General features: G+C 34.5%; 13 protein-coding genes, 2 pseudogenes and 1 riboswitch. Of the genes and pseudogenes, 5 read left to right on the top strand and 10 right to left on the bottom strand.

Annotation, left to right across the window (positions count from 1 at the left end; genetic code table 11):
* Nucleotides 1-198: 198 nt before the first annotated feature.
* The 3 genes and pseudogenes from NSQ08_RS27440 to NSQ08_RS27430 form a co-directional block, all read right to left on the bottom strand.
* A complete protein-coding gene (locus tag NSQ08_RS27440) occupies nt 199-1,236 on the bottom strand; it encodes a serine hydrolase domain-containing protein (protein ID WP_340780386.1) in 1,038 nt (345 codons plus the stop codon).
* A 171-nt stretch (nt 1,237-1,407) separates the two neighbouring features.
* The gene (locus NSQ08_RS27435) at nt 1,408-2,394 is read right to left on the bottom strand and encodes a choloylglycine hydrolase family protein (RefSeq protein WP_340780384.1); all 987 of its coding nucleotides are present in this window, start codon (nt 2,392-2,394) and stop codon (nt 1,408-1,410) included.
* Between the two features lie 107 nt (nt 2,395-2,501).
* Nucleotides 2,502-4,033: pseudogene (locus NSQ08_RS27430) on the bottom strand (DUF3887 domain-containing protein).
* Nucleotides 4,034-4,871: 838 nt separating this feature from the next.
* Between NSQ08_RS27430 and NSQ08_RS27425 the strand changes: the two are divergent.
* Nucleotides 4,872-5,168, top strand: coding sequence for a transposase (locus NSQ08_RS27425; RefSeq protein WP_002170592.1), 297 nt, complete (start codon nt 4,872-4,874; stop codon nt 5,166-5,168).
* An 8-nt stretch (nt 5,169-5,176) separates the two neighbouring features.
* Nucleotides 5,177-6,058 carry an IS3 family transposase gene (locus NSQ08_RS27420; protein WP_215589307.1) on the top strand — a complete coding sequence of 294 codons (882 nt, stop codon included), beginning with the start codon at nt 5,177-5,179 and terminating at the stop codon, nt 6,056-6,058.
* Between the two features lie 254 nt (nt 6,059-6,312).
* Here NSQ08_RS27420 and NSQ08_RS27415 read toward each other — a convergent pair whose 3' ends face one another.
* The 3 genes from NSQ08_RS27415 to NSQ08_RS27405 form a co-directional block, all read right to left on the bottom strand.
* Nucleotides 6,313-7,092: an alpha/beta fold hydrolase gene (locus NSQ08_RS27415; RefSeq protein ID WP_078204006.1), complete on the bottom strand. Its 780-nt coding sequence runs from the start codon at nt 7,090-7,092 to the stop codon at nt 6,313-6,315.
* A 432-nt stretch (nt 7,093-7,524) separates the two neighbouring features.
* Nucleotides 7,525-8,016 (bottom strand): MgtC/SapB family protein, encoded by a 492-nt coding sequence (locus NSQ08_RS27410; RefSeq protein WP_340780381.1) that lies wholly within the window; start codon nt 8,014-8,016, stop codon nt 7,525-7,527.
* Nucleotides 8,017-8,041: 25 nt separating this feature from the next.
* On the bottom strand, nt 8,042-9,538 hold the full coding sequence (locus NSQ08_RS27405) for an amino acid permease (RefSeq protein WP_340780378.1): 1,497 nt from the start codon (nt 9,536-9,538) through the stop codon (nt 8,042-8,044).
* 88 nt (nt 9,539-9,626) lie between these two features.
* Nucleotides 9,627-9,772, bottom strand: a riboswitch (cyclic di-AMP (ydaO/yuaA leader).
* Between the two features lie 197 nt (nt 9,773-9,969).
* Between NSQ08_RS27405 and NSQ08_RS27400 the strand changes: the two are divergent.
* The 3 genes and pseudogenes from NSQ08_RS27400 to NSQ08_RS27390 all read left to right on the top strand — a co-directional run.
* Nucleotides 9,970-10,419 (top strand): annotated as a pseudogene (locus NSQ08_RS27400) (LysE/ArgO family amino acid transporter); the annotation flags it as partial.
* A 141-nt stretch (nt 10,420-10,560) separates the two neighbouring features.
* Nucleotides 10,561-10,857 (top strand): hypothetical protein, encoded by a 297-nt coding sequence (locus NSQ08_RS27395; protein ID WP_061675669.1) that lies wholly within the window; start codon nt 10,561-10,563, stop codon nt 10,855-10,857.
* Between the two features lie 172 nt (nt 10,858-11,029).
* On the top strand, nt 11,030-11,284 hold the full coding sequence (locus tag NSQ08_RS27390; RefSeq protein WP_078204009.1) for a DUF1093 domain-containing protein: 255 nt from the start codon (nt 11,030-11,032) through the stop codon (nt 11,282-11,284).
* A 236-nt stretch (nt 11,285-11,520) separates the two neighbouring features.
* Here the strand turns inward: NSQ08_RS27390 and NSQ08_RS27385 are convergent, their stop codons facing one another.
* The 4 genes from NSQ08_RS27385 to NSQ08_RS27370 all read right to left on the bottom strand — a co-directional run bounded on the left by NSQ08_RS27385 (nt 11,521) and on the right by NSQ08_RS27370 (nt 16,917).
* Complete coding sequence (locus NSQ08_RS27385) at nt 11,521-12,024, bottom strand: DM13 domain-containing protein (protein ID WP_061675672.1); 504 nt, start codon at nt 12,022-12,024, stop codon at nt 11,521-11,523.
* A 76-nt stretch (nt 12,025-12,100) separates the two neighbouring features.
* Entirely contained in the window at nt 12,101-13,180 is a 1,080-nt protein-coding gene (locus NSQ08_RS27380) for a sensor histidine kinase (protein ID WP_078177215.1), read from the bottom strand.
* Nucleotides 13,177-13,890: a response regulator transcription factor gene (locus NSQ08_RS27375; RefSeq protein ID WP_340780372.1), complete on the bottom strand. Its 714-nt coding sequence runs from the start codon at nt 13,888-13,890 to the stop codon at nt 13,177-13,179. The genes NSQ08_RS27380 and NSQ08_RS27375 overlap by 4 nt, the downstream gene beginning before the upstream one ends.
* 771 nt (nt 13,891-14,661) lie before the next feature.
* Entirely contained in the window at nt 14,662-16,917 is a 2,256-nt protein-coding gene (locus tag NSQ08_RS27370; RefSeq protein WP_340780370.1) for an N-acetylmuramoyl-L-alanine amidase family protein, read from the bottom strand.
* Nucleotides 16,918-18,241: the final 1,324 nt, after the last annotated feature.

Genomic DNA, 18,241 nt, shown 5'->3' with positions numbered 1-18,241 from the left:
TATAAAATTCAACCTCATTGAGCAATCTATATTCAAAGAATTTCTAATTAAGTTTTTAACTGTATGAATATTCATATTCATTTTAATATAAAAAAAGGTAGGCATTAATATGTGCTTGCCTTCTGTTCTCAAAATCAATTACACCTACAACAACGTGGGGTAAACCAAATCCAAATACTGACTTCTACGCTCTATTTTTTACTTTTCTAAAACAATTTCTGCTATTTCATTAGCATATTTTTTAGAGTCAAATGCATCATAATTACTTAGTACCACAACAGAAAAATATTCTTTTGGAAACCGCATGAAGTGTGAACGATAACCTGCCCAGCTTCCTGAATGTTCCAAGTATCGATAGTTAAAGTCTTCTGCAAGCCTTAGCCCAAAAGCATAATCTTCATTGTGAATAATCGTTTCCCCAGTTGGAGAAATTTTCGGACCTATTTCGTTCATTCTTGTAACAAGTTCTTTTCCACCAACGGTACCTGTAGTTAAATTCTCTCCCCACTTTACCAGGTCTTCAACTGTTGAATGCACTGCCCCATCCCCTGTATGTTCCCAAGGGCTTTCATAGATTTTAAATGTTCCTTGCTCATTCTTCGAATATCCACTAGTAATTGGTATAGTAGTTGGGTAGTAATCTACAATTGTTGTGTCCCTCATATTTAAAGGGTCAAAAATGAGCTCCTTTGTAAACTGACGTAGAGACTTGCCACTTACCTTCTCTACCACTTGTGATAATAAAAAATACCCTGTATTGCTATACTCAAATTTTGTTCCAACTGGGAACCTTGCAATTTGATGACCACTAAGGTGTTCTAGCGATTCTTCCACAGTTAATGTATCAGTAAATTTAATATTTGCTGCTTCAGCCAATTCTATATAATCAACTAGTCCACCAGTGTGGTGAATTAGGTGTCTCAATGTTACAGGTTCAGCATATGCTCCTATAGAAGGGACAAACTTTACAATTGAATCATCTAAACTCAATTTCTCCTCTTGTTCTAAGAGTAATATAGAAAACGCTGTAAATTGTTTAGAAACCGAGGCAATATTAAAAACATTTTTAGTGGTTATGGTTATATTTTCCTCTATAGAAGCTATGCCAACTGCACCTTTATAAGTTACTCCGCTATCGAAACTAGCGATATATGCAAAGCCAGGGGCTTTTGATGAAAATTTGTTAAATAATTGTTTAATGGATATATGTGTCTTTTCATTATATGTATTATTCATCTCAATCACGTACCCTTCGCTTAAAATGATTAGAAATATAATAAAAAATACTATATATAAAAAAATATCAGCGTGAATGTAAGTGTTTAAAAGTGATAGCATGAGTCGTATCGTCTATTATAAAAAGCAAACTTAATTAAGTTTGCTTTTTTAATGTTATTCCAAATCTAATTAGTTTTGATAAAATATCTTTTGTTTACGCTGAAATGGATATGTTTTAATTTCATCTGTATCTAAATTTTCATGAAATAGATGTATGGCTATAATTTGTCTACAATCATAGGTATGGTAATAATATGTACCAGACTCCATACACATTGCGCTTGTATAAATGGTATTATCTAATGTACCTTCTTCCGTTATTACTCCACCTTTTGGAACCTCACAATTTGATAAGATATGAAAAATGGCCGATATACCCTCTTCTTCGTTATCTATACCTTGAATATTTTGTTTGCCATATGCTGCCCGAACAAACCTTGATGGTGGGGTGAAATCCCCAGGGAGTCCCATCGAACCTGAACCTTGTCCAAAAACACTTAATGGTACATCCCCCCATTGGGTTGGCGCATATGGCTGCGATTTAAGACCTATATATTGTCTTGAATTTTGTAAATGCCAGTTAAACTCAGGACTATTGGTCATTACCCCAAGAGGATTATCATATATTTTTAGTCCTTCAGTTGTCGGCTCTAATACAATACATTCTCCCCTTTTATCCGCTAAAATCCAATGTAGCGGTGGAGTAACTCCTAAAACAGGTAATGGTACATCCAAAAAGGAAATACTATCTACAGATTTCTTTAACTCTTCGACAGAATTGAATTGTGTGAGACTCCATGCCACAAAATCAAATGGAGCCAGATTCATTTTATTGTCGTCTATACTGTTACTATAAGTAGCGAATCCTGGAAAATAGAGTGTTGCACATGTCATACCTGATTCATTTACTCCGTCCGCCAGAATAATCCTTCCTTGATGGTTAATCCCCATCCCGACAACAGCTTGTTTCGCCTCGATGGTTTCACCAGTTATATTGTTCCATTGATAACTTCGAGGAACTATTATTACTTCTTGATTGAAATCTAATGTGAAATCCATCGTTCTTGCAAAAAGATGCTGACCGCTTTTTGTCTGTAATGTCAAACTGGTACACATAAAGAACACCCCTTTATTTAGTTTATTTGAACAAAAACCATTTAATTTCTATCCTTAAGTTAATAGGCATGTATCGTGACCTCTATTAAAAAATATGGTTGCTAATTTTATTTCGATCTTCCTTGCACCCAAGCAGCAATATCATTTATAACATACTCAGGGATATTAGCAGGACTATAATATTCATCCGGTTTACTTAACTCCCCATCTCCTTCTGTAAAGAAGTGATTTAACTTTGGATATAGTCGATAATCAACGTTATCTCGCTCTTTTAATTGTTCTTTCCAAAGAGGAATTTCGATTTTTGATTGAACTTGATAGTCTCTTTCTCCTTGAATAATAAGAAGCGGTGTCTTTTGTTCTTTTGACATTTCTGCTGCTTTAATTTTACGAATAGAATCCCAAAATACTGCTGATCCTAAATAAAAATCTTTTGGAGGATTCTGACTAGAGAAATTGGGATCATTTAATAATTCAAATTGCGATTTGTAAAATTTATATTCATCGGGTTTCATTGCTCCAATGGAAAAAAGATACTCAAATTGATCTAAAACAACATCTTGGATCGTACGGGCTGGTCCGCCCATCACGATTGCCCCAGCAATATTTTGATTTTGGTCTTTTCCAATCATTTTCGGAAGCATCATTCCACCTTGAATATGACCAAGAATATAAATTTGATTCTTATCTATCATAGGTTCATTTTGAAGAAAATGAGTCACAAGAAGAGCATCATCTGTTGTCTCTTTATCAACTGTATAAAAAGGACTGTATTGTGTTTTCAATCCATGTTCATAAGTTCGTTTATTATAGCGAAGGACAGCAATTCCTTTCGAGGCAAGACCTTCAGCTAAATCGCGAAATGGTTTTAAAGCAAACGCTGTTTCATCCTGATCGGTTGCTCCAGATCCTTGCACAAGAATAACCGCTGGGAAAGGACCCTTACCTTTTGGAACAGACAATGTTCCTGGTAATGGAAATGCACCACTTCCAACTACTACTTCTTTATCAACAAATGATTCAGGCTTACTATATGATGGACGCTCTGCAACAGGACTAAACGACATGCTGAGTTGAAAATCGTCTATTTTTCCAGATGGATCTAGTTTAATTAGTAAAGGTACAGTAAATTGTTCAAAAACTAATTTAACTTCTACATTCGCATGCACGGAATTTGTCTCTTTTTGTATTACCTCTCCAATTCCTAGAAAAGAACCTGCTTGTAATTGCAATGGGAGTCCCTCCCAATAGCTCTTCAGCCATTCTTCGGATATTATTTTCTGTAATGACCTTGAGGTTAAATCAAATGCAGATTTATAATCTTCACTATTCATATGGCGAATAAATGAAAGAGTAGTAGATATAATAGGATTTTCATCATCAATATTGTCTACTTTTTTTATAGTGTGTTTGTTTCCTTTAATGTCGGAATAAATTGATGGTTAAACGGATTATTATATGTATTGGGATATACACTTGTTTTCAATACATCCATATTCCGTTCCTCATACAGACTTGAAGCAATCGCGAAATTTTTAGGTAAAGTTACTTCCTCCGCATATGAAACTGAAGGAATCGTTATTGTACAAATTGCACTGACAAGTAATAACTTATTACCTATTCTTTTTTTCTTGCCCATATTTATTGATTCTCCCTTCAAAATTTAAAATTTTTAATACAGTATGCCAAATACTATAAGGGAAATAAAAATTATCAAAGAGATTAATAATCTACTTTACGATTCCCCCTAACAAATTAAAAAACTATTATAAACAAACTTCAATAAAAAATGCCTTCCCCCTCTTTTTATAACTCGATTTTTTGATTAGATGGATGTTATCTAAAACAGAATTATTTATTGCATGTGCTTCGTGCTGATTAAATCTATAGTCGATCGTCAGCAGACAATCGACTATAGATTCTTATAATTATTGTGTTCGCTAAATGAGAATTTAACGAACACTTGGGTGATATGAGTTAATCCCCCTTTCTATCTCAGATGTAAATGTAAAAGGACATGAAACTCCAAACTATTTAGACAAGAAAGTCTAAACTTTCGCTTTTAGATATTGGTTGGGACAAGAAACTCTAAAACTAAATTTTATAGATTTACAGAACTAACCCCATTTAATCTTGTTTAAGATGCTCCCATTCTTACCTAATGACTTATACCATCATTCTTGTTAATTCATTCATATAAATGTAATGATTCAAATGGATTATGGGAATTGCATTATCTTGAAGGAAAACTTTTCCCCCCCAACAATTCATATATGATTCAAAAGGTCTATGTATTTTTGAAGTCCTTCAAAATGTTATCTTGATCATTTCGACACATTGATTTTTATAGAAATATACCTACTTCAAAAGGCGTATTGTAGCATATAAAAAGAAGAATCCAAAATGATATGATCCCCTTATAGTAGACAGGAAAAAGAAAGAACATTAACCTGTTTACTATGGAGGGGATTTTTTTTATGGGAAAAATTAGAGTCACTTACGATGTAGAATTTAAGAAAAAAGCTATAGATTTATACTTAAAAGAAGGCATGAGCTATAAAACCATTGCGAAAGAATTAGGTATTCATCACTCGGTTGTAAGTCGTTGGGTGAAATACTTTGAAGCTGAAGGAATCAAAGGACTAGAAGAAAAACGCGGTAAAGCGAAAGGACCAGGTTTAGGTAGACCAAGGGTTAGACCCGAAGATCCTGAAGCTAAGATCCGACGATTAGAAGCGGAAAATGAAATGTTAAAAAAGCTCTTAGGGATGTAAAAGGAGGAATGAAAGTCGTATCCAAAACGAAAAAATTCGAAGTCATCCATGAAATGACAAAAACAGGTTATACAGTGACCATTCTATGCGATATTGCTGGTGTAACCAGAAGTGGGTACTACAAATGGATAAAACGGCATACGACGCCTTCAAAAAAACAATCAGAGGATATCGAAATTAAGAAAAAGATATTGGAGTGTCATAAAAAATTAAGAGGAATTTATGGATATAGAAGAATACAAGTGTGGCTGAAAGCCACATATAACCTTCATTTGAATCATAAGCGCATCCAAAGATTGATGAGTGAACTAGGTATCAAAGCCGTAATTAGAAAAAAACGACCTTATTACGGAAAAAAAGAGGCTTATGTGCTTTCAGAAAACCATCTCAATAGGCAGTTTCAAGCTTCAAAACCGAATGAGAAATGGGTAACCGATATCACCTATTTGATTTTCAATGGACAGCGCTTGTACTTATCCGCTATTAAGGATTTATACAATAATGAAATTGTTGCCTATGAAACCAGTCGTAGAAACGACTTAAAACTTGTGTTAGATACACTTAAAAAGGCAAAGAAAAAACGAAATGTGAAGGGAATCCTCTTACATAGTGATCAAGGGTCCCAGTATACATCTCGTCAATATAATCAATTACTTAAAAAATATCAGATGAAGGCAAGTATGTCTCGAAGAGGCAACTGTTGGGATAATGCTTGTATGGAAAACTTCTTCAGTCACTTTAAGGCAGAGTGTTTTCATTTACACTCCTTCCGTAAAGCGAATGAGGTCAAACTTGCCGTGCGTAAATATATGTACTTTTATAATCATCAAAGATTTCAAAAGAAATTAAATAACCTGAGTCCATATAAATATAGAACTCAGGTTGCTTAGTTGCGCTTTTTTAATACTGTCTACTTGACAGGGGTCACTGCAAAATGGACTCTTCTTTTATAAATTTAAATGGGTAAGATTTAGATATGTCAGAGCATTCCTCAAATCAGTCTGTAAGTAAGTCCCAGAGTGGCACCTCATTCCCTAAATCGTTTCCGTACCCCAATTACAGCAAATATTTTACTGTCCGTAAAGCGTACTCGATTATTACGCTATCGTCCCTCCGTTTTTTTGAATTTAGGTCAAAGTTTTAACTAAATAAATTGTGCCAATAGTTGGTTAAATTTCTCGCGTTCTTCCCAGAAAAGGCCATGACCACTATATTGAAACGGAACAAGCTGTGAATTTCTTATTTTTTCATTTAGTTCTTGAGCTTGTGCAAAGGGAATAACTTTGTCATGAATGCCATGAACGATTAAAGTAGGAACATTAATTTTCGGAAGATCCGCATGTAGCTTCTCATCTCTTAATGTAGTTATAATAGCAGCTGTCGACCAACTTGCTGCTTGTAGTCCCATTTGCAAAAACCAGTCCGAAAATGGTTTAGTTATATACTGAAAGAAAAAGCCATCTGTTACGTCCTGCATCATTTTAGGTCGATCATTTAAGGTTTCTTTAAGATAGTTATTAGCAGTTTCTGCGGTAAATCCAGTTGGAGCGGCCGCATCAATAAGAACAAGCTTTGATACCCTAAAACCATTGTGACGAGACATATATCGAATTGCGATAGACCCACCGGTAGAGTGACCAACAAGAGTAAAATTGTTTATTTGAAGTGTACCAACTACTGTGCGGATATCATCTGCAAGTCTGTTAAAAGTATAGCCGTTCATTGGTTTATCCGAATTGCCAAATCCCCTCCAGTCTATACCAATACAGCGATAGCCCATAGTAGGAAGAATATTAAACTGATATTCAAACTGTTTATGGCTTAACGGCCAGCCATGTAAAAATACGAGGGTCTTATTTCCCCCAGGGTTAATATCTTCTACATATAAATTCACACCTGACTCTACGGTAACAAAGTATCCCATGAAGATTCCTCCCTAGTTAATATAGTTACAACAATAGATATTCATTTTGGTTAACATAAATGAGTACCAATTCAAGTTATAGGCCAGGGAATCGAAACGGGACGGGCTTTATTGAACTAAACGTGTGTTCGAAAAGGTTTACCTTTTGAAAGGAATAAAACAAAAAGGAACCGGCTATGGTTCCTTTTTGTTTTGCATAATTTTTTATGAAATAACTCATTTTCTTAAAAAATATTTTTCAACGTCTTTGAAAATTGAAATTAGATCTTGAAATTGGCTTGATGACTGTAATTGTTCTTTGATTACTTTGTAGAAAGTATTTTTCATCAGTTCAAATATTGAATAAATTGCCCACTAATTATTTCTCTATTTGCCCATCTGGAATAGGTCTCTTTTATTATTATTGATAACGTTCTTAAAATTAGCTTCTCTTTAACAATCTTTTTTCTCTGATGATTTATGTTTTACTCTATAAGAGAGAGCGGTAACTTGTTGGGAATATTTAAAACCTTTTTCAGATTTTTCGGAAACCCATTTTGAAACAGGTCTTAGTAAACTATTTATGCTGACAATAAGAGTGGTTCCTGTTATAGCTATAAGTAAATAGCCGCTACCTGCTAATGTTCCTACAGCCGCAGAACACCATAAGGTTGCTGCGGTATCCAGTCCTCGAACTGTCAATCCATCTTTCATAATAACTCCAGCACCTAAAAAACCAATCCCGCTTACAATTTGAGAAGCTATTCTTGTAGGTGTATTATCAGTTGGAGTGAGTACACTTAATAGTACAAAAAGTGCAGCACCAACGGAAACAAGTACATTTGTACGTAATCCAGCAATGCAATTGTGCCATTGACGTTCTAAACCAATTATTGCTCCAACAAGTATTGCTACAAGTAACCTGAGTAGAATGTCTAGTTCCATATTTCTGTCTCCTTAATTTCCATCCTTAATGATCATCATGCTCTAAATTGACTTGTTGTAATGGAATCACCTTTGTTTTTTTTATAATTTTATAGCCGAACCAAAATACAAGAAACAGCAGTAAACCAATATAAGTAGCAAGTACTTCATACCAATCGACATGTGACCCTATAATGACTGAATAATTCTGTCCTAAAATAATAATAGTACATATTACAAAAGCTAAAATAGGACCGATAGGATACCACTTTGCTTGATACGGGAGCTTATTTAAATTCTTTCCTTGATGTAAAAAGGCCTGTCGAAAACGATAATGGCTTATAGCAATCCCTAACCATGCAATAAATCCACAAAGTCCCGAAGCATTCAAAAGCCATATAAACGCTTGCCCTTCTCCAAATAAAGAAGCTGCAAACGCTACGATTGCCACAGCCGTTGTCATAAGTAATGCATTAATAGGAATACCTTGTTTATTTACTTTTTTTAAACACTTTGGAGCTTTCCCTTCTCTTGCCATTACCCATAACATTCGGGTTGCAACATACATTCCAGAATTACCAGCTGATAGAACTGATACCAAGATAACTGCATTCATAATAGAAGCTGCAAATGCGAATCCAATTTTCTCAAATACTAGTGTGAAGGGACTCATTGTAATATTACTAATATCATTGTTAACTAGATTCGGATCTGTGTAGGGAACTATGACTCCAATTACGCAAATGGTAAGTATGTAAAATAAGAGAATTCTCCAAAAGATTTGCCGCACAGCTTTTGGAATATGCTTTTCAGGAGCTTTACTTTCTCCAGCTACAATTCCGACCATTTCTGTACCTTGAAAGGAAAACCCCGCAATCATAAACACACTAAAAATAGAAAGAAAACCTCCATGAAAGGGTGCATCTCCAATTGTTAGATTGTGAAATCCAATGGGATTTCCTTTGAAAATTCCAAATATAGTGGCTATTCCTAACATAATAAACACGACTATAGTAATAACTTTTACAAGTGAAAGCCAAAACTCCATTTCTCCATAATGTTTCACTGAAAGAATATTAATTCCAAACATAAACAGGATGAATAACGCACTCCAAAGAATAGATGGACTGTATGGAAACCAATATTTCATAAGAATAGCTCCTGATGAAATTTCAACTGCAAGAGTAATAGTCCAGCTAAACCAGTAATTCCAACCAATCGCAAAACCAAATGCAGGATCTACAAATTTAGAAGCATACGTACTAAAAGAACCAGATGTAGGCATATACGCTGCCATCTCTCCCAAGCTGGTCATCAACAGGTAAACAATACACCCCATCAACAAATAAGCTATAATTGCTCCACCAGGTCCTGCTGTATGAATCGTATTTCCGCTTGCTATAAATAACCCAGTCCCAATGCTTCCACCTATAGAAATCATTGTTAAATGTCTCATCCCTAATTCTCTTCTTAATTCAGAAGGATGGGAATTAGAAGGGAAAGAAAAAAGTGGATTTTTCGTTTTTATGGGTGTCTCTTTCAAGTGCCTCATCCTTTTTTGAATTATTTTCCAGAAAAAGAGTATAAAAAAAGACACCAAAGTTCACCCAGTGTTTTTAAAAGTCACCATAGTATCCCCTCTCGAAACGCTTACGAGGTTAGCTGTCGGATTCGGACCTTGAGAGTAGCCCTACCTTCATTTAAGAAGGATTCACCCCAAGTGCAATCGCACAAAATTTGGTTCCCCCGCTCCATATGGATTCAGCGAATAGTGATATGAATTTATGTACAATATATTACTCCTATGCCCTCTTGTTTGTAAACAAGAAAATAAACGTTTTTTCAGGGGTGGATTTTTCGCGCTGTAAACTTTATTTATAATTTGAATTCTTAAATTAAGTTACATACTTTAAAAAAAGTGAGAATTACAAGTATAGTAATGCATGAAGAAGAGTTTGAATTAAATAAAAATACTGTGCCACATTTTTATTGAGTCTATTATCTACTATCGTTTTACAATTTGAATGGCTACGACTTAGCCTAATGATTGCTGGAATTTTGTTTTTACTTTACATGGGATACGTTATTTGGAGGTCTGAGTCAACTACAAATAAAACGAATAAAGCATTACCAATCCGTCAACAAATCATCTTTGCTTTATCGGTTTCTTTATTAAACCCACATGCCCTCTTAGATATAGTTGGTGTTATTGGGACAAGTGCATTAAAATATGTCGGAACGGAACAAGTTATTTTTACAATCACATGTATTACAGTATCTTGGATTTGGTTCTTTGGATTAACGCTCGCAGGTACAGTCATGAAGAAACTAGATGGTACAGGAGGTTTAATGAACATATTCAACAAATGCTCCGCCCTATTTATCTGGGGAACTGCCATTTATCTTTTTATTGGATTAACATAACGTACAGGGAACCGGTTAAAGTGTTTGGCCTTATAGTATAAAATACGATTCCGCTAGGAATCTACTAGTATCCGTGTTCTTCTTCATATATTTGGGCCAGAACCATAAATATATATGATTTTAATTAAAAAAGAGGGTATTATGGTGGGGAAAAATAGGATAGGTACATTTATATCGATTTTAATACCGGTTTTATTGATTGTATTCAATGTTAACTTTATATACAAACTTACTCTAACTGTACTTCCAGGACTCTCTATTTTTTTACCTATATTTCTTTGTCCAATTGGATTTCTCTTAGCCATTTTGTCTCATATAGTAGATAAAAATACTGGAGCAAAGATCGGGATAATATTAAATGTGGTAGTATTTTTGATTCCTTTTATTTGGATGATATATTGCTCATACGACCATCATGCGCTAGATTCATCAGTATAGTCTTGAATTAAATGAGAGAGTATGGCGTCAGTTTAAACCAACCAATGATTCTTGGTGAGTTGATGAGACGTATGTGAAAGTTAGAGGTCAATGGATGTAAATAGATACTTTCGTTTTAGTATCAGTAATAGTATATAAAATATCAAAACTGAAAGAATGTTAAAGGTGAAAAATGAAAAAAATAATAGCAATCGTATCGATTTTTTTGGTGGGAATTATTGCGTGGAGTATTGCTAATAAAGAAGATTCATTTGGTATTAAAAGCTGGATGACATCAGAATATTATGTTCAAATTAATGGAGATGGGCAAGAAAAAACGACTGAAGTTGATGATGGTACAAAAGTTAAAGACACTTGGTATACATTGAAAGCGTATAATGCATATGGGAATGAAAAAATTACGGGTGAATGCATATCTCCGTGTTGAAGTAGGTGGGAAATATAAAGATGAAGCTTATTATGGAATTGATAGATATGAAGAAGTAAAACCTGAAGATATACCTAAAAAAGCAAAAGAAAAGTTGGATAAAAAAAACTAATTACATAGAGGTCATCATACAGTGGTCTGCCCCCCATTTGTCAATCCAAATGGGGCAGACCTATTTTTTTCGTTAGCTTGATAGCGATGGGGCATGTACACACCCCACATTTTTATGTTCTTTCTTACTTTTCAAAATAAGCCGCACCAAAGTTTTCATTAAATCTCTTACACCATATAGAAACCGAACCATATGTACTTATATCTATCCCTTCAGGAATTTCATAGTTTTGGTCTCCTTTGTTTCCCTTTAACTTTCCTAATTCAATATACCGATGGTTGTTAACGTCTTCATTATCTTTCAAACGATTCGTAGGAACTAATACAACTCGAACATCTGGCCCGTTAGAAGTTGAAAAATTGGAAAGTCGTAAAATACGTTTTCCATTCGCTAATTGATGGATTGTTGCTGTTCCAGTTGTTTCATGGACACCATTTTGAAACTGACCTTCACTTATTACTCGTTCTTGTTCTTGTTGTTGTTTTGTTTCGTTTGATTGTATTTCTGTTTGTGGCAATGCTTCATTCACTTGCTTATCAATAAATAATTTCTCGGGGCGGAACAAAGACCATAAAATTCCTCCGACAATTATAAAACCTCCTATAATCAATACATGTTTTCTTTTCATAAAATAAAAAACCTCCTGTAACATACTGTATAGTAGTATGTTAACAAGGAAGTCTTTCATTTCTATAATATAAGTATTACAAAAGTCTTTCAGCGGTCTTATTTTTTTCTGATGTGATGGGAAGAGTAAACCAAAATTCACTTCCTTGTTTGCCGTCTAAACGATCTCTCACACCAATTTCTCCACTATGCATTTCAATCAATGATTTTGTAATGGCTAGTCCGAGACCGGATCCTCCAGATTGTGAACTTCTTGATTGATCTGTTCTAAAAAACCGTTCAAATACGCGTAGTTGGTCATTTGGAGTAATTCCTTCTCCTTCATCACGCAAAATGAATTGGACTTGTTGCTTTTGCTTATTTTCCTCTAAAATCAGCTGGATTGTTCCAGAGACAGGTGAATACCGGATTGCATTATCTAACAAATTACTAATGACCCGTGCTATTTTACACGGCATAATTAAAAGTCGAGGTAATGTCTCAGGAACCTCCAATTGTAAATCGATCTGTTTGTTTGCTAATAAGACAGAATGTGCCTCTAGTACATCCAATAGGACTTTGTCCATATGTATTAAAGTTGGATGAAAATCTACTTGCCCAATTTCTAACTTTGAAAGGTCAAATAAGTCATTGATTAATCCACTTAATCTTTTTATTTCTTTTAAAATCGTAACTAAGTACTGATTTCTCATTTCAGGATCTTCAATCAGATTATCTTGTAATGCTTCTATCATCAATTGTATGCTAGCCATAGGTGTTCGTAAGTCGTGTGAAATATTCGTAATGAGCTCTTTACGTGCTTTTTCCCCTTCTTCTAACTTAGTAAACCCTTCTTCCAAATTTTTGGCCATCTGTTGGAAGGCTGTTGCTAATTCTTTAAACTCCCGTGGTTCTTTTCCAATTATATACCTCGTTTCAAATTGTCTATCGCTAAATTGTTTCGTTAGTTCAATTAAATTTTGAATGGACCTCATGATAGGGCGTGTCATTAACCAGTAAATAAACGTTGAAATAATCAGTCCTACAACCGCAATTACTGTTAATAACCGTGTTTGTTCTGGTTCAAGTAACATTTGCGTTTCACTATACCATATAGCAATTACCAGGATACTGGTACTTAATAAATTCATCAATAACAATTGAATGCGTAATCTCATGTTTCATTTCCTCCATTTGGCTCAAAGCGATATCCTATTCCCCAAACAGTATGAATCCAACGATTCTTTATCGTATGCTTCTCCAGTTTGTCACGTAAACGACTCACTAACACGGTTATTGTGTTTGTGCCCCCTTCATGTTCAAAATCCCAAATAAGTTCAAGAAGTTGCGAACGAGAAAATACTTGTTTTGGATGCTGTGCCATGACATAAAGTACCTCAAATTCTTTCACTGTTAATTCCACTTTATTTTCACAAACAAGTACACATCTCGTCTTTGGATAAATTTTCAAATCTGGAAATTCTATTACTTCTGATAGGGATTCTTTTGCTTGTATCGGTATTTGATTGCCTCTTCTTAGTATAATTTGAACCCTTAATACTAATTCACGAGGTGAAAACGGCTTTGTTACATAATCATCTGCTCCCATTGTTAAACCTAAAATTCGATCTCTTTCCTCTCCCTTAGCAGTTAACATAATAATAGGGACATTTGATTGTTGACGAATTTCCTCACATAATTCCCATCCATCTTTTTTCGGCATCATGAGATCTAAAATAATTAAATCTGGTTGATATTGATGAAATACATCCCAGCCTTCCATTCCATTCATAGCTGTATATACTTCGTATCCTTCTCTTTCTAAATACCGTTTGCATACTTCTCGAATGTTTTCTTCATCTTCTACGATTAAAATCCTTTTTTTCATATATAATCCTCGCTTCTTGTGCATAAATCACAATTGAAATGTTTCTATTATCTGCTTTAATCTAATAAATCTATGGAACTTGGAGATGCAGGTGCTATAACTGATAGTATTGCTAGGTTAGAATCCAACAATTTGATCTTATATTCACTAAAAATTATTAAAAGTGATTCTATAATCCAGATGGTAATTTTAACACTTGATTACTTGTATGACTAGATAAGTTCTGTTTATGTACCATTCTGAAAAGAATACATACTGGGGAGTATTTAGTTTGTGGCGTATAGAATAGAGGTAACAAATTTATAGAAAGACTTGCTACATTAGAAATCTATATAGGTACCCCCTCTCCATACGGACAGGGGGTACCATATATAGCATCATTCTTTACTTAATACTTTCTAACTCCCATTTGTGGTTATCACCTGTGAGGTTGTATTCTCAGGTAACTCACTAGAAGCTACAACTGGGGCGCTACCATTATTTGCAACAGCACTAGCCCATTATTAACTAACTTTTCACCTTGTAATATCCATTACTATCAAAGACGAAGGTCCTACGGCCATTCTCGACTTGTTGTTTCATGGACATTAGAAATGTACTTCTTCACATGATTAAATTCTTAAAAGAATATCAACGCCCACTCTTTAACCCATTTTCTCATTCACTGATTGGAAGCCTTGTTTTTAGTTTTTCAGAGTTATATGATCCAGTTAGGTTGAGGGATCTCATTTAGAGAGTCATATTTATAAAAAACAGACTCTTTTTGGATTATTAATAACCTTTGTGTCCATGACTGTCAAATTTATAAGTCTTCCAAACACCTTTCCCATTATCAAGTTCAACAGTGGTGTTTTGATAAATTGAACCATCTTCTTTGGCATAATAAGTAAAGTACCCGTAATAAGGGAAATGGTATCCACCACCAACAGAGAACCATCCTATCTTAGCTGCTCCAGAACCATCGAAGTAATACCATTTACCATCGATTTCTTGCCACCCTTTTTGCATTACGCCTTTATTATCGAAGTGGTATATTTTACTATTTTCTTTTTTAAACCCTGTCAACATAGCTTGTCCGTCATTATTAAAATAATATTTTTTTCCGTCAATATTTTCATAACCATCAAAAGTGTAGTGCTTACCATCTTTAAAATAATAATTCTTTCCATCAATTATCTTCCAACCCGAATAGGAAGCTCCATCCTCTAAGCTATAATAGTGCATTGTGACTTTTTCAGTTCCATCTGATTGGAGGAAAGGTCTCTTTCCAGTGAGTCCTGGCTTTCTAACAGAACCGTCTTTCTCAAAGACTACGTGTTTCCCGTTAAGAGTAACAGTAGTAGTACTAGCTAATGCTTTCCCATTCAGATCTGAAGCCCTCTCAAGCACGCCTTTGTTGGAAAAGTGAAGAATGACATGTTGGTCTTCTAGACGCATTTCATTCTTTGTAACTGCGAAATCTTTAAAATAGTAAATTTTACCTTCTATTTCTTTCAGACCCTCTTTAACAAACGCTCCAGAAGCATCAGAATATTGCTCATCTTTCCAGGCTGATCGCTGCAGAACACCAGAATCCTTGAAATGATAGACCTTACCCTCAATCTGTGCATCAGATGAGTTTGACGACACTACCAGGGAGTTAGAATGCGAAGCAAAATAATACGTATTACCCTTAATTTCCTGCCACCCCTTCAAAAGAACTCCTGAAGCATCTGCATAATGATATGATCCATCTCGTTCTATCCAACTATTCGTTATTAATTTTCCAGAAGAATCGTATGCAGTCCATATAGAGCCATCACTTTTATCATTAGCTTTGAACTCTACTCTTCCATCATACTTCTGTCTATCATGTTCTTTACCAGGGTACCAGTCTATTAACCAGTTGTGAACTTCATCATTCGTTTTTGCAGTGAAACTAATTCCAGATCTGAAAGAATTAGCACCATCGTTTTCCTTCAGGAAGCCTTGAATGTATGGATTACTAGTCAGACGTACTCCATTCTTGTTTACCAAATCAAACTGCCATTTATTAAGAAAAGCAGGGGCTGAGACAAGTTCAAACAATTCATCGTCACCAATCGAATCGGAATATTGAAGAACATTTCCTTCTTTCCCTGAAAGATATTTTGAACCTGCTTTTACCAATACTTTATTGCTTCCTTTTTTATAGGGGATAATTTGATAGGATTCACCGTGATTTAGTGAGCCATATGCTGCTTTAATAGGTGTCTCTAGGGTATTGGTGATCTCTGCGAATACATTACTTGACCGGTTATTAAAATCTGCTTGAGCTGTAGGGTTATTCGTAACATAATTAGAAAGAACTTCTCTACCTACTGGATGTGAAGTCAATGTTGCTACCTTCTTTTGTTCATCTGTTAAGTAAGAAAAGCGGTCCACCCCTAATCCTTTAAAACCGTCAAGAGAATCTGCTCCAAATTTCTTCTTATAAAATTCGTCAACAAGTACTTTATTTTCACCGGATGTTTTTTCTACGTATATGGTGATACCTTGATTAAGCGCAACCCCGGTTTTTCCTTCATCCAATTGCGCCTTTGTAATGTAAAGAAGATCGTGCTCTGATACAGATTCTGCAAAGGGTTTCAAATCTACAATTGTACCGGGTTCTGTAATCTTAAGCTGTTGCCCCGATTTTAAGTCTTTCATCTCACTTTTTCCATCTGGATAAAGTACTTTAATCGTTCTAGTGAAATTCGAATCTCCTTTCGTATGATGCATAGAAATATTAAATTCCCCAGATTTAAAGTTAGGAGCTCTGTAAGACACATTCTCTGCATAGGGGCCAGTGTAATTAGATAAGTCAGGCTCCCCTACAGATATCCCAAGCTTTTCATAAATATCAGCTACAATACCTAATGAAGTAATAGTCACATCCAACACCGTGGCTAAACCTGCGCTAGCTTTGTTCTCTGCAACAGGGGCTAAAGAAAAGAGAATACCTAATGCCGCTGTGGCAGGAATTAATTTCTTACCAATTCTAATTGTTTTAAAGTTTTTTTTCATTTTTGTTTTCCTCTCTTAGTAGAATTTAGTTCAGATTGCTTTAACACAATGCTGTTCCTCACTCTCTACTTGTACTTTTTATTAACGACTGATATAACATCAATATCAGTAAGTTCATCTTAGTTTAAAAATCTTTCATTTCTCTTTCACAAATGTTACAAAAGTCTTTCATAAATCTTTTTTTATTTTATGTATATTATGTTGCTTTTATGGGGGGTAGTTTGAATGAAACTAATTGGGGTCTTATCAACAAAATGCGGTTGTACAAGTACATGAAACTCCAAACCATTTAGACAAGAAAGTCTAAACTTTCACTTTTAGATATTGGTTGGGACAAGAAAGTCTAAACTAAATTTTTATAGATTTAAAGAACTATACCCATTTAATCTTGAGTAAAAATAAAGGATTCTTACTGTAAGATATCTATCTATATTTAAAAATAATATATATGTTTGGAATGTACATATAGCTATACGTAACTATTAATCATAAGGATATCCATCCGTCTCGATTAGTCTCCAACATCTTTTCTTTTTAAAGTGGCTCAAATATGAATTAATGTGTAATTTCTATATAACAAAGAAAAAAGCACCTACTTTTATAGGTACTTTATTGTATCTGATTAATTGTGTATCTGGTTGCAATTGAGATTGCCCCTAAAAGCAATATGCCAACTATTACTTCACCTGGTGTTGTCCAATTGAACATACTTTTCACCCCCCTACTCAAATAATAGGGAGGAAAGATTACAAGTATTTTAAAATCCTATTATATTAATGTTAATTTTTATTTATATTTGTTACAAAGAAAAGAGCACCTGCAGGTGTGCAGGTGCTCTTGATAATGATTTATATAAGTAAGACCCAAAAATATAATAAAATTCCTCAAAAATGCGTTCAGGTAAATAAAAGAACCCACTGGAGTTTGGGTTCTTTCAGAAGTGATGATGTTTTCTCGGCTTAGGAAAGTGAGAAAATACAAAAATATAATACATCGAGATTTAGAAAATTTCAATACTTAAATTTGAGGTTAAAAACTCAAATTTAAAAGGAAAGAGAACCCAAATGGATTCGCTCTTCTTTGGGTACTGCCAGCATACTAACATAAAACCCACGCTAAGGAAAAGAAAGATTGATATAAAAGGCGTTCTAACGTAACAAAAAGGATTATGATAAATAATGTTACGAATTATTTTTGATAGAGTACTTTGCTACAGCTAAATTGGCTAAATAAAGGCTAACGCTTCATGAAACCAATGTTATAACAAAAGCGTTCATTTTAGTTACAACCCTTAGCGTACAAAAATTAAGGTTTTCGCTTCCCA

The organism is Bacillus sp. FSL E2-8887 (genome assembly GCF_038007205.1).
GTDB lineage: Bacteria > Bacillota > Bacilli > Bacillales > Bacillaceae_G > Bacillus_A > Bacillus_A mycoides.
The sequence above is the reverse complement of the archived record's forward strand: the minus strand, read 5'-3'. Positions and strand labels throughout refer to the sequence as shown.

Coding starts and splice junctions, on each gene's coding strand:
- NSQ08_RS27420 (WP_215589307.1), top strand. CDS start 5,177: ATGAAAGTCGTATCCAAAACGAAAAAATTCGAAGTCATCCATGAAATG.
- NSQ08_RS27395 (WP_061675669.1), top strand. CDS start 10,561: ATGGTGGGGAAAAATAGGATAGGTACATTTATATCGATTTTAATACCG.
- NSQ08_RS27370 (WP_340780370.1), bottom strand. CDS start 16,917: ATGAAAAAAAACTTTAAAACAATTAGAATTGGTAAGAAATTAATTCCT.
- NSQ08_RS27410 (WP_340780381.1), bottom strand. CDS start 8,016: ATGGAACTAGACATTCTACTCAGGTTACTTGTAGCAATACTTGTTGGA.
- NSQ08_RS27440 (WP_340780386.1), bottom strand. CDS start 1,236: ATGAATAATACATATAATGAAAAGACACATATATCCATTAAACAATTA.
- NSQ08_RS27380 (WP_078177215.1), bottom strand. CDS start 13,180: ATGAGATTACGCATTCAATTGTTATTGATGAATTTATTAAGTACCAGT.
- NSQ08_RS27435 (WP_340780384.1), bottom strand. CDS start 2,394: ATGTGTACCAGTTTGACATTACAGACAAAAAGCGGTCAGCATCTTTTT.
- NSQ08_RS27385 (WP_061675672.1), bottom strand. CDS start 12,024: ATGAAAAGAAAACATGTATTGATTATAGGAGGTTTTATAATTGTCGGA.
- NSQ08_RS27425 (WP_002170592.1), top strand. CDS start 4,872: ATGGGAAAAATTAGAGTCACTTACGATGTAGAATTTAAGAAAAAAGCT.
- NSQ08_RS27390 (WP_078204009.1), top strand. CDS start 11,030: ATGAAAAAAATAATAGCAATCGTATCGATTTTTTTGGTGGGAATTATT.
- NSQ08_RS27415 (WP_078204006.1), bottom strand. CDS start 7,092: ATGGGATACTTTGTTACCGTAGAGTCAGGTGTGAATTTATATGTAGAA.
- NSQ08_RS27375 (WP_340780372.1), bottom strand. CDS start 13,890: ATGAAAAAAAGGATTTTAATCGTAGAAGATGAAGAAAACATTCGAGAA.